Source organism: Cuneatibacter sp. NSJ-177, from assembly GCF_022867805.1.
Taxonomy (GTDB): Bacteria; Bacillota; Clostridia; order Lachnospirales; family Lachnospiraceae; genus Pseudolachnospira.
Genome location: NZ_JALIFO010000006.1, coordinates 155598 through 171470 on the forward strand (window position 1 = coordinate 155598; position 15873 = coordinate 171470).

Genomic DNA, 15873 nt, shown 5'->3' on the forward strand with positions numbered 1-15873 from the left:
AGGAGGGAACAAAAAAGCTGGATGGGTGCTTTTAATTGCACCACATCCAGCGGCACTGCTTGAGATCGACACAGCCGTTGGCCTTGATCGGCACCCCTTCATTTAGCAGAAGGCGGCGCTGATCAGTCCAACCGGGAACCAGCCGTCCCACACTGTTGACAACCCGGTGACAAGGGAGTTCATCCGGCGCATAGTGCATCGCCTGTCCAACCATCCGGGAGCGGTTGGGGGCGCCGATCATCCAGGCAATCTGCCCATAGGTGGCTACCTTGCCTTTGGGGATTGCGGCCACGACTTCAAAAACCTGCGAAAAAAATTCCATACGGTCCATGGGATCTGATTCCTTTCACAAAATGGTGACTGTAAAGAGGCCCTACAGCCTCCTTTTCGGAAATACTTTGCCGCTGAGAGGCTTTATAGGACGGTGGATTCCCTAGAGGGCGGTCCCTTTTTTGGGAACAAACAGGTGATCCATCGATACGCCTTCCAGTTTCAGCAGATGAATTTTTTTATCAATCCCTCCCGCATATCCGGTCAGGCTTCCGGTTGATCCGACTACCCGGTGGCAGGGAATGACAATGCTGATGGGATTGTGACCGACCGCTCCGCCCACCGCTTGGGCGGATACGTGTTTTCCTTCGGACTGGGCTTCCATCTGTTTGGCGATCGCGCCGTAGGTAGTTAGTTCTCCGTAGGGAATGGACAGGAGAATCTGCCAGACCGATTGACGGAATGCGCTGCCCTGGGGGGCCAGAGGCGGTAGGAAATCCGGGTTGGATCCGGAAAAGTAGATGTTCAGCCAATCCTTTAGTTGTTGGAATACCGGAAGCTCTTTTGCTTCGGTCTCTTCAGAAAGATTCGATTCAAAGTATTTCTGGCCTTCGATCCAAAGGCCAACGATGTTTTCCCCGTCACTTGCCGCATAGAGCTGTCCGACAGGAGAAGGGATTTGGCACAGATAGGTCATGGGGTACCTCCTTAGGGCGAAATCCGTCCGGTTCTTTTCATTCGTTCCGTTGTCCGATCCAGGCGATCGCTTCTTGTCAAATTTTGTCTTTCGTATTTTTATTATACAATACCCGGCAGGCAATTACAACCAGCGGCTGAGAATGGTATTGACGGCGGCGGGAGGAAACGGTAAGATGAAAGCATTGGAAGAAATGACCGCCCCGTTTCATCAGAAGAACGCTCGAATTGAAGTAGGGATGAAACCATAGGCAGGACAGACGGAAACACCGCCGCCATCAGTTCTTGGGGCTGGATACATAGACAGAAGATCCGCCGAAATGAAGGATCAGCTGGAATTGGATAAGGAGAACGGATATTCTATGAAAGAGTCAGAGACGAACCGGGAAAGAGAGAAAGGACGGCGCGGCAAAAAGAAAAAAAGCCTTTGGTTTTTGAATCTGCTGATTGTGATATTAATTGCGGTGATGGTTTTTTGTGCCTACCAAATTATCAGCCAGCTTCTGGAAGACAAAAAGGGAAAGGATGTCTATGGGGATGTCGTTTCCGAGGCGGTAATGGAGGAGACGGAAACGGCAATCGTAGAATCCGGAGGCGTGGAAGAGACGGTCACACTGCGGAAGATTAACTTTCAGACGCTGTGGGGTATCAACAAGGATGTAATCGGCTGGCTGGAATGTGAAAATACGATTGTAAATTACCCGGTAGTCCAGGGAAAGGACAATGAATATTATCTGAAACATTTGCTGGACGGAACGTATCACCGTTTTGGCACTCTATTTGCCGACTGCGCAAATGCAGCGGATTTTACAGATCAGAACACGGTGATCTACGGGCACCACATCAAGGCCGGAACCATGTTTCAAATGCTGGATAATTATAAGGAGCCGGACTATTATCAGGAACATCCTTATTTTATGCTGTATCTTCCGGATCGGACATATCGGATCGAGCTGTTTGCCGGCTGCCTGGTAGATGGAGCGGACGGGGTTCCGCTGAATTTTTCAGATGCACAGGAATATCAGGACTATATTGACTCTCTGCGCGCCAAGTCTACTTTTACCAGTCCAGTAGAAATGACGGCGGAGGACCGCATGGTGACGCTGTATACCTGCGCTTATGATTTTGAGACGGCTCGGTATGTGGTCTGCGGGAAACTGGTCGAAGTGACCTCATAACAGGCCGGTTGCATGTATATGGGGAGGTAAAATCTATCTTTGTGACATATGCGTACTTTGGGAATATGTGGGAATTATTCTTGCGCATGTCCGAGGATCACGTAGAGTGTAGGTGGTTATATATGCAAAGAATCTGCATAAGATTCGAAAGTATTTTAGTTGAGAAATAACTCGACAGAACAAAAAAACCATGATATGCTTCTAAATGTAACAAACTGTGTCGAAAACTAGGAAAATAGTTGCATGAGACAAGAATGTGTGGTAACATTAACTACACAGGTAATCGTGGAGGAAAAAGTTGTGAAAGCATTGACTGAATGCGAAGTTGTAGTGATGAAATGTATCTGGGAAACCGATCATGACATGGCTCTGCCGGAAATCATGGAGATGGTGAATCGCCGGTTCCAGAAGAGCTGGAAGCCACAGACAGTATCAACGTTTCTGACCCGCTTGGTGAAAAAGGATTTTCTGAATATGTATCGCCAAGGCCGCAGCTTTCTCTATCATCCCTTGGTAGCTGAGCTGGATTACGGAGAAGGGCAGATCAACAAATGTGCAGATCTGTGGTGCAACAACGACGCCGACCTGTTCATAAGCGCTTTAAATAAGCAGCGCAAGCTGAAGAAAGATGAAGTTCAGAGAATTCGTGCTTTGATCGATGACTTGGATTAATCATTTATTCTTCGCTGCCTGTCTTTGTTCCGTCTCCGGCACGCTTGCTCTGCTCGAGTGGAAGCTTTTGCTTCCAATTCTCGAGCGGTGGCGGCCAAATCTGAACGCTGTGATGCTGAAATTAGTTGTAATCCAATACCTTTGTCCGATTGTATATATCGTTATGAGGTGGAGTCGGATGAGCTTTCAGCACGAGCAAAGGTTTGGTATGCTTTTCATAACTACAAATCTAATTGGCGCAGTTATGAAGGTTTTAGGAGTGGTGTGGCTGATCGCCATTATTCTCCAGCTGCCAAAACAGGTACGGATGTTTCTTCGGGATCGCGAGATCCTCCAGGGCAACGTACCGGTGGAGATGGAAGGCGCGGAAGAACTGTTTCGGGAAGTTTGCAAGGAACTGGGGATTCGCAGAAAAATTCGTTTGTTTGCCAATGATGCGTGCTATTCTCCGGTAAGGATCCGGATTGTCCGGCCGGCGGTTCTGTTACCTTACGGGATGGAGTGCGATGAACAAGAACTTCGGATGATATTCATTCATGAGCTGACACATTACCTTCACCATGATTTAGCGTATAAAGTTGCCTGTTTCCTAATTTGTATCATCCACTGGTTCAATCCATGTGTAAGGAATTTGGTGGAACACTACGAGGAATGGGCGGAAACAGCCTGTGATGTAAGTACCTGTGAAAAGGGCAAGCGGTATTTTACGAAAACCGAATATGCCCTGATGCTGCTCCGTCATGCGGAGGAAGACAACGGCGATGATCCGGAAGGACACGTCTTGTCACTTTACAGCAATGATAATGAAATCGAGAGGAGAATTAACAGATTAAAGACAGTAAGAAATATTAAGAAGCCGTTACCTAAAGCAATGCTAGCCATCTTGACTGCAGTATTATTTGTTGGAAATAGTATACCAGCATTTGCGGTTGGTGATATGTTGGCAAATGGCTACGAAGAAGTTTACGAAAGTACGTCGGAATTTTTGGCGGAGTCCCAAAAAGTAAAGATGACAATCAGTGCGGAAGGATTCAAAGTCAATGAAGCGGGAGAAATTGAGATTCCTGCAGATGAAGTAAATCCAGAGGGGTTGCCTGAAATTGTTATGGAAGGGGATAATAAGGCCGAAGCTACTAAGTTCTATAACTGGGATATTCCAGCCAATACATATGGCCGGTCTTTTGAATTTACCTGTAAATCTGGTAGCCGGATAGCAATAATGGGTAAATTCGATCAAACAATTCAAGCTGGTATAATTGAGCCAAATGGAAACAGGCGGTGTGTCATCGATTCAAGCGTAATAAGTCATACGTTTACCTTGGATCAGGCTGGAACTTACAACTTCTATGTAAAGAACACGAATGACTTTGAAATCCATGTGGAAGTGTCCGTAGCATATTAGAAGGACAACGATCCGAAGTAATATGTCGTGTTCCTTTACAATAGCAACAACGAAATCGAGAGGAGAATAAGTAAATTGAAGACAATGAGAAATTTAAGGGCAATGTTATCAAAAGTTATGCTGACTACCGTTGCTGCCGTGGTATTTGTTGGGAACAGTATTCCTGCATTTGCGGCTAGTGATGTTTTGGCAAATGGTTATGAAGATGTTTACGAAGGCACGTCGGATTTATCGTCAGAGGCCCAAGAAATAAGAATTACGTTCAATGCGGAAGGTTACGAAGTGAATGAAGCAGGTGAAATTGAGATTCCAGCAGATCAAGTGAATCCAGAGGGCTTGCCGGAGATCGTGATGGGAGGAGATGAAAGGCTTAGGACACTAAAATTTTATGAATGGGATGTACCGGCCAATACCTACAGTCGTTCATTCGATTTTACCTGTCAATCCGGTGGACGTATTGGGATATCAGTTGTTTGTGATCATACGATTCAAGCCGGTATTATTGAACCGAATGGTGATAGACGGTGTGTTATTGATTCAGGTGTATTCAGCCATACGTTTACATTGGATCAGACAGGAACTTATAACTTTTATGTGAAAAATACCAATAATTTTGAAATTCATCTAGAGGCATCCGTAGCATATTAAAATGGTAGCTCCTGCTAATACATACGGACGCTCTTTTGATTTCACATGTAAATCCGGTGGGAAAATTGCTATAGCAGTTACTTGTGATAGCACAATCCAAGCAGGCATTATTGAACCTAATGGTGATAGACGTTGTGTAATTGATTCGGGGGTATTCAGCCATACGTTTACGCTAGATCAGACTGGAACGTACAATTTTTACGTAAAGAACACGAACAACTATGAAATACATGTAGACGCATCGGTAGTTTATTAACAACAAATTTACCACTCAAAACCAACAACTACAAAGGAGGCACATAGATATGCTGCTTAATCTTCCTTTCACAAGGGATCTTCAGGAAATTCAGCGCAATTTGGAAAAGCTGATTATGAGTTACTTGAAAATTAGCTTTAATCCTTATCTTGATATTATCCATGATTACGAGCATTACCACATTCATATGGATAAAATCGTTTATCTGGAGAAGTGCCAGAGAGTGACCGAGATTCACACAACGGATGGAAAGATATTCCGGACTTATCAACCCATGTACAAGTATGAAGAATTACTGCCGGAATCCATGTTCTTCCGAATTAGCCAGGGCGCGATTGTTAACTGGAGATTCATGCACCATGTGAAGGGGTACCGGGCGATCGTTCGCTGGGGAAAAGATAAGTCGGTGGATCTACCCGTGTCCCCGAAAGTGTATAAGTTTGTGAAAAACGAACTGTCATTCAAGACAAGCGATCGGGCTTGATCCGCACCGGTCCGGCGTGGTATTCATCGGGCAGGAGGATTCGGTGACGGTTCCAGACCGCCAGGCGGTATAAGTCGGCGGCCCGGCGCTCCGGCGTAAGGGAACCTTCAGGAGCGTTGGCTGCCTTGACTAAAATCGGAAGTTCCGAGCAACGCTTGATTGCCTTCAAGGCTTCGGTGCCATATCGGAAGCCGAGAAGACGGATGAAAGGGAGAGGAGACTCTCCCTTTTTCGTGCCCAAAAGCAGATGGAGCAGGGCCCTTTGGACGCGGGTCAGGGTATAAATCGGAGATTTCACGGCGCTTGCCAACTCCGTAAAACTCCGTTCCGGGGCAGCGAACCGGATGATCCGGGCCGCCAGCTCCGGCGTTACGTCGGCATATTCGATTAGTTCTTCCGGATCCAGCATCTGCAAACGGCAGGCCAGCATAACGGAAAAATCATCGGCGTCCATGGTATAGGGAAGCAGGCCTGGCACGAAATCCGGCACCTGACCGGCCAGCATGGAAGCATCTCCCATGGACAGGGCACTGCGGATGGAAGAAGCGCTTTCGTGATAGCCGCTGCCTTGGCGGAGCAGAGCATGGGGCGTGATCGGGGAGTTAAGGCGGGTCAGCGCCTTGTGGTATTCAACGGCTAAAATGTTGTTGGGGGAATTCAGCAGATGGGCACATTCCGGCAGGAAACGTTTCAGGGCCTGGGTTCTTGCCGCAGGAAAACTAAGGCCTTTTTTCAGGCCGTTCCGAAGCTCTAAACAATAGTCCTCCGGCTCTTTCAGCAAAAACTCCGCGGTCTGTTGAATCAAAGAGACATCCGCTGTTTCACTGCCATACACCAGGTCGGTGACTGCTCCAAGGCGGTGAAGCAGCGTCACGGCCCCCCCTGCAAATCCTTCGGCGCTGGCCGTGGCATCTGCGGTCGGAAGCTCAAACACGGCGTCGGCCCCAGCTAAGAGAGCCATCTCGGCGCGGCGGTATTTGTCCACCAGGGCCGGAAGGCCGCGCTGCACAAAATATCCGCTCATCAGTACAATGACGGCGTCGGCCCCGGTCAGAGCCCGTGCTTGGCGGAGATGGTAGAGATGTCCGTTGTGGAACGGGTTGTATTCCGTGATGACAGCAGTGATTTTCATGGGGAAGCCTTTCTATAGTAAAGATGCAGATCGTCTGCGGTTTGTTCTATCGTGCGTTGCGATGCGCCAGGTCAAAGAAAAACTCTAGCCAGGCGTTCTCATCATACCATAAAAGGAGAGCAGATGCCAAGGGGCTTCCTCCGCCTCTTTTGGTATCAGAGAATAGACCCATTCTGTACCTGGCGGTTAAAATTTGGCGGCCTTTTCAGGATTCCAATTAGAAAAACGCAGAATTGAAGCCGGCAGATACAACAGGAAAAATAGAATTAATAATCTCCTTAAGATTTCTTTATCGCTTTTTAGGGAAATCATAAAGACCCTATGTAAAATTTTCTTTATAATAAGAATGAAAAAGGAGGGAAATCACCGTGCATAGAATAGAAGCTTATGTAAGACTAGCGTTGATTTTCATAGTCATATCGACAATTTTATATTTGCCTGTTTTGTTTTTCTTTAAAAAGCGAGGGAGAAGTATTCCCCGGCAAATTAGTTATCTTGGGTTGTTTTGTTCGTCGTTCCTCATTATTTTCGCAACGATTTTATTCACCCCAATTACGTTTCATCCGGAAACACATACTCTAAATATCATCCCCTTTGCATGGGTAGGAACGGTAGATGACTTCAATCAGTTTGTCGTCGAAAAAATTCCTAATGTATTACTTTTTATTCCATTTGGATTTTTTCTCCCCATCGTATTCCCAAGATTGAGAAACCTTTTCAAAACAACTTTGTTCTCTTTTTTCGTGACCTTTTCAGTAGAGTTGATCCAGTTTTTTATAGGACGATCTTCAGATATCGACGATATTATCACGAATTTATTGGGTTCTATTATCGGCTATTTGGTTTTCAAGCTGTTTCATAGAATATTTCATAACAGAAAATGCTGGAAGATGTTAATCAAATGCGAGTAAAGGAATAAGAGAAAAATATTTATTTTATGTAAAACATTCGAAACGTTTGAAAAACGGAGTTGTGCGGCACGGAGAGATCCGTGCCGCGCTGCATTTTCATTCAGTTCCAACGATTCCGTGCAGCCTCAGCGGGCAGAATTCAGAAACACTGTTTGATATCCTGGGTTTCGGCACGAAATAGAGATTGACAATCGGCCGGTTTTGCGGTAAGCTGAAACTGCCACTAATTAAAAATGATTAGTGATGGCGAAATTAAGATTAGTGAATCTCAGTCGAACAGAAAGCCTGTCTGGCTGCCGGGTCGTCCGACACCTGTTTGAAATGAGGAGGAGGGGAAGCCAATGAATCTTGCGCTATCTGTGTTTGCCGTGGACGCCCATACAACCGGTTCGCCAATCCGGGTAATCACCGGAGGAATTCCTACCCTGAGAGGAAAAAATATATCAGAGAAGATGGAGGACATGAAAAAAAATTACGACCATCTTCGGACCTGCATTTTGCAGCCGCCCAGAGGATGTCCTTCCCTGATGTGCGCGGTTTTGACGGAACCCACGGAACCGGACGCCCACTACGGACTCTTTTATATGGACGCGGGAGGCTATCAGCCGATGTGCGGAGCCGGAACCATGGCGGTGGCCAAGGTTTTGGTGGAGAATGGAATGGTCCCCCGGACCGGAACACGGACGAGGGTGCTGTTTGAGACCGGTCCTGGAAGGGTCGCGGTGGACGTGGTGGATTTAGAAGGAGGAGGCACCAGGATTGAACTGGAAAATGCGCCTGCCTTTTTATATGCCATGGATCAAAAAGTCTCCGTCCCGCAGATCGGGGAAATCCAGTTTGACCTGGTGTTCGGCGGAAATTTCTTTGCCCTGGTGGACACTGCTCAACTAGGGTTTTCCATCTGCCCGGAGACCATTCCCCGGATGACTTCCTATATGCCGCAGATCGTGGAGGCCATCAGCCGGAATTTCGAGGTGGTCCACCCGGAAAATCCAGCGATCAATTATCTGAATGAAATGCTCTTTATCCAGGAAACCCAGGATCCGGACGGCGGTTATCTGGGCCAGGCGATTTTTGGAAATGCCCAGGTGGATCTTTCTCCCTGTGGAACGGGAACCTCCGGGCGCATGGCTCAGCGGTATTTTCGGGGACGGATGGGCCTGGGAGAAACCTTTATCCATAAGCAAGCGTACGGAGGTGTCTTTACCGGCACGTTGCTCCGGGAGACGGCGGTCGGCGGTAAGCCTGCGGTGATTCCCCGGATTTCCTGCCGGGACGTACAGATCACCGGCTACAATCATTTGATTGCGGAAGCCGGGGACCGGTTGAAATATGGATTTTCCTATTAATAAGACATTTCGGAGGCAAAGCCACCATGAGATGACAATCGAAAAAAGGAGGCAGAAGGCATGAGTAATCCATTTTGGGACGGAGACGGCGCGGCGCACCGGCGCGTGATCTACAAGGGAGCAGGATATTCCGATTGCGATATCCGAAATAAGCCCCATATTGGGATCGGGAATACTTACAATGAAGGGAGCCCGGCCCACGGACAGATGCGTTCCCTGGCGGAAGCAATCAAGCAGGGGATCTGGGAGGCCGGCGGCGTTCCGGTGGAGTTCGGCGTACCTGCGACCTGCGGAAATGTTGCGATTGGCACCGAGTTTATGCGCTATGAGATGGCAGGACGGGATGCGGTTGCCATGGCAATCGAGTTTGTCGCCTCGGTCCATCAGTTTGACGGAATGGTGCTGACAGCCTGCTGTGACAATATTATTCCTGGGACCATCATGGCGGCGATCCGGACTAAAATTCCCAGCATCGTTTTGACCGGAGGCCCGATGTATCCTGGAAATTATAAAGGAAGGCAGCTGATCACGCCGGACATCAATGTGGGGACTTTTTCCGACCGTGTGCCGGAGGATTTTTGCGCCATGGAGGATGCCTGCTGCCCCGGCGCAGGCGCATGCGCGGTGATGGGCACGGCAAATACGATGCAGATTTTGACCGAAGTATTGGGCATGTCCCTGCCGGGCAGCGCCACAATTCCGGCCCCTACGGCCGACCGGATCCGGGCGGCACGGGAGTCGGGCCGCCGGGCGGTGGAGCTTGCCAGGAAAAAGATCCGTCCGCAGGATATTATCACGAAAGAAGCCCTGGACAACGCTACGGCGGTGGATCTTGGGATCGGCGGCTCCAGCAACGCAGTGCTGCACATCCTGGCGATCGCCAATGAGCTGGGAATTCCCTATTCCCTGGATGAATTTGACAAGAGGGAGAAGATTCCCTGCATCTGCGGCGTACGGTCCGCCGGGCCGTATTCCGTGGTAGATCTCCACGATGCGGGGGGCGTGCCTGCTGTGGAGAAGATTCTCTCCCCTTATCTGAATCTGGAAGCAAAAAATGTGGCGGGAACGACGCTGGCGGAGGTGATTGAAAGTGTGGAGCCAGTGCTTGGCGGAGTGCTGAAGCCGCTGGACGCTCCCTGGCACAGCTGTTCCGGCCTGACGGTTTTGAGGGGGAATCTGGCGGAGAACGGCGCGGTGATCCGCACCACGGGGGTAAAGGAGCACATGCGCCGTTTCCGGGGACCGGCCCGTGTATTTGATCAGGAAGCCGATTGCGCAGCCGCGATTCTGGAAGGCAGGATTCATCCCGGAGATGTGATCGTGCTCCGGTATGAGGGCGTAAAGGGCTCGCCGGGGATGAATGAACTGATGCAGGCGACGGATGCGCTGGTGGCCCGCAAATTGGACGACAGCGTGGGATTGATCACGGACGGGCGTTTCTCCGGATTTAATTACGGCCCTATCGTAGGCCATATTTCGCCGGAGGCCATGGAAGGGGGAAATCTGGCCCTGGTGGAGGAAGGCGACGGGATTGTCGTGGACTGCTGCGAAAAACTGGTCTACGTGGAAGTCGGGGAAGAGGTCCTGGCGGAGCGGAGAAAGCACTGGAAAGCGCCGAAGCCGAAAGTGACTCACGGAATGCTTTCTCTCTACGCAGCCACTGCAAGACCTTCCCATGAAGGCGGCGCAATGCAAAACTGGGATGTGGTGCCGAAATAGCAAAAACCCCCGAATTTCCTTCTTGTTTTCGGGAAAGAACGCGAAAAAAGCGGTTGACAAACATTGGAATTGTTTGTATAATCGAAAAGTACGGTTTGAAAGAGTACGGGAAATTCAAGAAGATAGGAGGTCGAATCACATGTCTATTTGTCCCAAAAATAAATCCTCTAAGGCAAGAAGAGACAGCCGCAGAGCAAATTGGAAAATGAGCAAACCTACCTTGGTGAAATGCAGCAAATGCGGTGCATTGATGGTACCTCATAGAGTTTGCAAAGCTTGTGGCTCTTATAATAAGAGAGAAATTATTGCTCAGGAAGACTAAGTGAAGCGAAGGGCTTTCCGCGGTGGCGGAGGGCTCTTTTTTCTTTCCCCGTCCGGAACGCGAAAGCCAGTCCGGCGGTCAGGGCGGATTTTGCCTTTCTAAGGGGTCCCCCACAAGGGAAAGGGGAGAGAATATAGATGATGCGGCCCATGACCGAACGGTAAATCTTAAAGAATTGTGATCTTCCGGAGGAGGCCTTGCATTTCAGGAAAAATCTTGTTAAACTAAAAATACGATTGTTTTAAAAATGGAAGGAAATTCCGTACGGCCGTTTAAAACGTGGCGGGACTGCGGCGTTTTCTGGAATGAAGCATGTTTGTTTTTAATAGAATACATCAGATGATAGGGGGGTTTTATGAGCAAAGAAAAGCGGACAATCGTTCGGGGAAATCTGAATGGGCGAAAATTTACGCCTCAGATGACGATTGATGATTGGGATCAGACAGGGGATTTGCCGGAAATCCGGCTGGAAGAGCTGGAGGAGGACCGTCCGGCGGAAAACGCGGGAGGCTTGGATCCGATACTGGGAACTTCCGATGTGAATGTGGAAGATCTGGATCAGACGCGGAGCATTCCCAGAGTGAATGTGGAAGATCTGGATCAGACGCAGAGCATTCCCAGAGTGGATGTGGAAGATCTGGATCAGACACAGAGCATTCCTAGAGTGAATGTGGAAGATCTGGATCAGACGCGGAGCATACCTAGAGTGGATGTGGAAGATCTGGATCAGACGCGGAGCATACCTAGAGTGAATGTGGAGGACTTGGACCAAACAAGAAGCATTCCCAGAGTGAATGTGGAGGACTTGGATCAGACAAGAAGCCTGCCGAAAGTAAGTGTGGAAGACCTGGATCAGACGAGGGGCCTGCCGCGGAGTATTCCGAAAATGCCCGGCGGAAATTCGGATCAGCCGCAGGAACTGCCGGAGATCCGTGTGGACGATCTGGATCAGACCATGGGGATATTCCGGCTCGGCGAGGAAAAAGCAGATGCAAAAAAGGGTATGCCGGAATTCGGGATGGAGGATTTAGGACGGACTTCGAGCATGTCGCGGGTATTGGAAGGCTTTTTGGATTCGGAGGAAGAGAAGCCGGAGCGGACGGCTCCATCCGGCCGCAAACCGGCGGAAGAGGATCCGGACGCCACCAGAGCCCTTCCTCGGTTGAATGAAGACGGGAGAAGGCGGGCGGCGGCCTCTCACGGAGTAGAGATTGAAGATTTGGATGAAACACGGGTGATTCCGTCTATTTCTCTGGAGAAAGTGGAGACGGATAAAGAGCCGGAACCGGGAGAGATCGGGGAAGCTTTGCTTCAAGCTGGCCAGGAGGCTTCGGCCGCCGAAGCGGTCTTTCCCGGCTGGAGCCCAGAGAGACCAGAGCAGAGGGTTCCGGAACCGGAGAGTGACATTCCCCTCTCGCCCAGGGAGCAGGATCCGGTGGGAGCGCCGCCCAGAAAGCGGCCTCCGAGAAAACCTCCGAGGGAGGAAATGCCGGAGGAAGAGCTTCCCGTGGAGGCGGATGCCGGGCGGAGCCGGAAACGGCTTGTGATCATTGCGGTGTCGGTTGCCGTTGTCCTGGTTCTCGCGCTGGGAGGATTCGGAATTTACCGGGTGATGGAAAACAAGAAAATGATGGCGTATTATGAAAGCCATTTCCTGCCTGCCACAATGATCAATGGCAACGATTGCTCCGGTATGACGGTGGAAGAGGTAAAGGAATTATTTTCTCAGGAAGTGAAAAACTATGCCCTGACCATCCGCGGCATCGACGGTTCGGAGGATAAAATCTCAGCGGCTGAGATCGGCCTTGTCATGAAATTTGATGTGGATTTCCATGGGCTTCTGGATTCTCAGGATAAATCGGGCTGGAGGAAAGCGGAAGAGAATCCTTCCTCCTATACCTTCACCAGCGGCTGGGAGTACGACGCCAAGCTGCTGAAGGACCGGATCGGTATGAGCTCCTTGTTCCAAAATATGACGGAATCCAAGGATGCGGAGATTGTCTACGACGAGGCTGCGGCTCAGTTTGTTCTGAACCCGGAAGTGATCGGCACCAAGGTGGACCTGGAACAGGTTTTCGGCCTGGCGGAGAGTTCGGTCGGAACCTTGCAGAATACCTTGTCCCTGGAGGAAGCGGGCTGCTACCCTACGGTGGTTAAGGCCGATGAGGCGATGGCCAAAGCCGTGGAGACCATGAATGTCTATTTGAAATCGAAGGTGGCCTATTCCTTTGGCGACACAACGGAAACCTTGACGCCGGAAATGATCAAAAGCGCTATTTCCTACGACACTGCTTTTCAGGTGACGCTTGACAATACGGTGTTTGAGACGTGGGTAAAAGGACTGGCGGAGAAGTACAATACGGTTGGAAAATCCCGCTCTTTCCGCAGCACAAAAAGCGGAACCGTCACGGTCAGCGGCGGAAATTACGGATGGAAGATGAACCAGGAAAAGACGCTGGCCCAGATTTTGGAAGCGGTGCAGACCGGAGGGACCGTGACCGGCGACCCGGTTTACTCCCAGGAGGGCAAATCCCGCGGCAGCAACGACATCGGCGACACCTATATCGAGGTGGATCTGACGAACCAGGTCGTCTATTACTACGAGAACGGTTCCCGGAAACTGAGTTCCGATGTGGTCACCGGGCGCGTGATCCGGAATACTAAGACCGTGAAAGGCGTTTACTACATCTATGATAAGGAACGGAACCGGACGCTGAAAGGGGCGGATTATTCCAACGACGTCAGCTACTGGATGCCGTTTTACGGAGGATATGGCCTTCATGATGCTCCGTGGAGAAGCTCTTTCGGCGGCAGCCTGTATCTGACTAACGGATCCCACGGATGTGTCAACATGCCGGTCAGCAAGGCAAAAAGCCTGTACAATATGATTTCCGAGGGTACGCCGGTGATTGTGTTCGGCGGGGTGGATTCTTATGCGGGAGATCCGGAGGATACGACGACGAAAGCGCCGGAGACTACCACGACTGTGCCGGAAACCACCACGAAAACACCAGAGACCACAACGACTGCGCCGGAGACCACAACGACTGCGCCGGAAACCACCACAACAGCGCCGGAAACCACGACAACAGTGCCGGAGACCACCACAACTGAGCCGGAGACCACCACGACGGTTCCGGAGACTTCCCCGCAGGAGCAGCAGGATGATTCCAGCGGAAGTTGATACAACTGGAAAAATAAGCAAGGAAAAAGGGATGCCCGTAAGAGCACCCCTTTTTCGTGGGAGAAATTTTTTATTTTACCATCGTACCATATACTTCGCCCGGAGCGGGTGCCAGAGCATTGGCCTCGTCCGTGTCGATATGTACGGCAGTAGCATAGGAAGCGCTGACGCGGACCACCACGTCGCCGAAGATCAAAGAGCGATCCGGAGAATCGATCTTCAGGCTGATAATATCCTTGTCCTTCAGACCCATCTCAGCGGCATCTTCCGGAGTGATATGCAGATGACGCTTGGCTGCGATCACACCTTCGGTCAGCTCCACTTCACCAGCGGGGCCTACCAGCTTACATGCGCCGGAGCCTGCGATATCGCCGGATTCACGGATCGGCGCGGCGACGCCGAGAGAGCGGGCATCGGTCAGGGATACCTCGATCTGGGTTTCCTTGCGGACCGGGCCCAGTACGGACATCTTCAGTGTGCCCTTCGGTCCAACCACCTGTACTTTTTCTTCAGCGGCGAACTGGCCGGGCTGGCTCAGCATTTTCTTTACGGTCAGCTCGTGACCTTTGCCAAACAGGATTTCCAGGTGCTCCTGTGATAAATGTAAATGTCTTGCGGAAGTTTCTACTAACAATTTGCGGTCCATGGTATGGTTCCTCCATCTGTGAGTTGTTGATTATCATGATTATCATAGCGCGGACAGGCGGGGATGTCAAGAAAAAAGCAGGGGAAACTTGCGCGTTCTCTCCCTTAATTGATACGGAAAAAGATTCTGAAGATGTCCCTGGAAATCCGCAGGGAACTTAGATAAGCACCCCGGCATAGGTTAATAGTAAATCTCGTGACGGGGTGCCCGCTGTGAAAACATTTCCAAAACCCTTATCTGCGCAGGAAGAGAAATATTATGTCGAACTTCTGGAGAAGGGAGATCGTGCGGCACGGGACATCCTGATCGAGCGCAACCTTCGATTGGTGGCCCATTTGGTCAAGAAATACAGCCAGAGCGAAAGGGATGTGGAAGACTTTATTTCTATTGGAACTGTCGGACTGATCAAGGCAGTCGATACGTTCCGGGCCGGGAAGGGAAACCGGCTTTCCACCTATGCGGCAAAATGTATTGAAAATGAAATTCTCATGACGCTTCGCGCCGAGCGCAAGTACCGGCGTGAGGTCTCCTTATTCGAGCCCATCGGCACGGATAAGGAAGGCAATGAGATCCATCTGATGGATATCATGGAGGGCGAGACCAAAGATATTGTCGGCGAGCTGTACCAGGAGGGGATGCTGAAACGGCTGCAGTCCTCTGCATCCGTGACTTTGACGCCCCGCGAGCTGAAAATCCTCTCCCTGCGCTATGGCCTGGGAAACGGAGGGGAAGAGAAGACGCAGCGGGAGGTGGCCGCTGTGATGGGGATTAGCCGCAGCTATGTGTCGCGGATCGAGAAAAAGGCGCTTCAGAAGCTGAAACAGCAGCTGGAGAGCTAAAAAGAGCCCCCTTCCTTCCCGTGCGGTCCAGAGAAAAGCAGAGCCAAGGAATCACCGTTTTCCTTCTGGCGCTGCTTTTTTGCTGCCGGAAAGCAACAGAATTCTCCGCCTTTTCCTTCGGAAATATGACTTCCTTATTTGAAAACCTTGTGATATAATATTTTG

At 50.2% G+C, this 15873-nt stretch carries 15 protein-coding genes; 11 read left to right on the top strand and 4 right to left on the bottom strand.

Features of this window, described 5'->3' with window-relative positions:
- Window positions 1-31 precede the first annotated feature (31 nt).
- A complete protein-coding gene (locus MUB23_RS08690; protein ID WP_244800048.1) occupies window positions 32-331 on the bottom strand; it encodes an MGMT family protein in 300 nt (99 codons plus the stop codon).
- Between the two features lie 102 nt (window positions 332-433).
- On the bottom strand, window positions 434-967 hold the full coding sequence (locus MUB23_RS08695; protein ID WP_244800050.1) for a methylated-DNA--[protein]-cysteine S-methyltransferase: 534 nt from the start codon (window positions 965-967) through the stop codon (window positions 434-436).
- 319 nt (window positions 968-1286) lie between these two features.
- Between MUB23_RS08695 and srtB the strand changes: the two genes are divergently transcribed.
- From srtB to MUB23_RS08720, 5 genes are all read left to right on the top strand, one after another.
- A complete protein-coding gene (gene srtB, locus MUB23_RS08700) occupies window positions 1287-2144 on the top strand; it encodes a class B sortase (protein WP_244800052.1) in 858 nt (285 codons plus the stop codon).
- Between the two features lie 243 nt (window positions 2145-2387).
- A complete protein-coding gene (locus MUB23_RS08705; RefSeq protein WP_244800054.1) occupies window positions 2388-2816 on the top strand; it encodes a BlaI/MecI/CopY family transcriptional regulator in 429 nt (142 codons plus the stop codon).
- Window positions 2817-2994: 178 nt separating this feature from the next.
- Complete coding sequence (locus MUB23_RS08710) at window positions 2995-4218, top strand: M56 family metallopeptidase (RefSeq protein WP_244800056.1); 1224 nt, start codon at window positions 2995-2997, stop codon at window positions 4216-4218.
- Window positions 4219-4293: 75 nt separating this feature from the next.
- Window positions 4294-4866 (top strand): hypothetical protein, encoded by a 573-nt coding sequence (locus MUB23_RS08715; protein WP_244800058.1) that lies wholly within the window; start codon window positions 4294-4296, stop codon window positions 4864-4866.
- Between the two features lie 305 nt (window positions 4867-5171).
- Window positions 5172-5606: a LytTR family DNA-binding domain-containing protein gene (locus tag MUB23_RS08720; RefSeq protein WP_244800060.1), complete on the top strand. Its 435-nt coding sequence runs from the start codon at window positions 5172-5174 to the stop codon at window positions 5604-5606.
- Here the strand turns inward: MUB23_RS08720 and MUB23_RS08725 are convergent.
- Complete coding sequence (locus tag MUB23_RS08725; RefSeq protein WP_244800062.1) at window positions 5584-6738, bottom strand: tRNA(Met) cytidine acetate ligase; 1155 nt, start codon at window positions 6736-6738, stop codon at window positions 5584-5586. The two genes, MUB23_RS08720 and MUB23_RS08725, sit on opposite strands and share 23 nt — an antisense overlap.
- Before the next feature lie 368 nt (window positions 6739-7106).
- Between MUB23_RS08725 and MUB23_RS20100 the strand changes: the two genes are divergently transcribed.
- The 5 genes from MUB23_RS20100 to MUB23_RS08745 all read left to right on the top strand — a co-directional run bounded on the left by MUB23_RS20100 (window position 7107) and on the right by MUB23_RS08745 (window position 14223).
- Entirely contained in the window at window positions 7107-7649 is a 543-nt protein-coding gene (locus MUB23_RS20100; RefSeq protein ID WP_442874108.1) for a VanZ family protein, read from the top strand.
- Window positions 7650-7990: 341 nt separating this feature from the next.
- On the top strand, window positions 7991-8998 hold the full coding sequence (locus MUB23_RS08730; RefSeq protein WP_244800063.1) for a proline racemase family protein: 1008 nt from the start codon (window positions 7991-7993) through the stop codon (window positions 8996-8998).
- Window positions 8999-9058: 60 nt separating this feature from the next.
- Window positions 9059-10717: a dihydroxy-acid dehydratase gene (gene ilvD, locus MUB23_RS08735; RefSeq protein WP_244800065.1), complete on the top strand. Its 1659-nt coding sequence runs from the start codon at window positions 9059-9061 to the stop codon at window positions 10715-10717.
- 139 nt (window positions 10718-10856) lie between these two features.
- Window positions 10857-11039 (top strand): 50S ribosomal protein L32, encoded by a 183-nt coding sequence (gene rpmF / locus MUB23_RS08740; protein ID WP_244800067.1) that lies wholly within the window; start codon window positions 10857-10859, stop codon window positions 11037-11039.
- Window positions 11040-11394: 355 nt separating this feature from the next.
- Entirely contained in the window at window positions 11395-14223 is a 2829-nt protein-coding gene (locus tag MUB23_RS08745) for a L,D-transpeptidase family protein (protein ID WP_244800068.1), read from the top strand.
- A 70-nt stretch (window positions 14224-14293) separates the two neighbouring features.
- Here MUB23_RS08745 and MUB23_RS08750 read toward each other — a convergent pair whose 3' ends face one another.
- The gene (locus MUB23_RS08750; protein ID WP_244800070.1) at window positions 14294-14869 is read right to left on the bottom strand and encodes a PduL/EutD family phosphate acyltransferase; all 576 of its coding nucleotides are present in this window, start codon (window positions 14867-14869) and stop codon (window positions 14294-14296) included.
- A 212-nt stretch (window positions 14870-15081) separates the two neighbouring features.
- Here MUB23_RS08750 and sigK point away from each other — a divergent pair, with 212 nt between their 5' ends.
- Complete coding sequence (gene sigK / locus MUB23_RS08755) at window positions 15082-15708, top strand: RNA polymerase sporulation sigma factor SigK (RefSeq protein ID WP_244800072.1); 627 nt, start codon at window positions 15082-15084, stop codon at window positions 15706-15708.
- Window positions 15709-15873 lie beyond the last annotated feature (165 nt).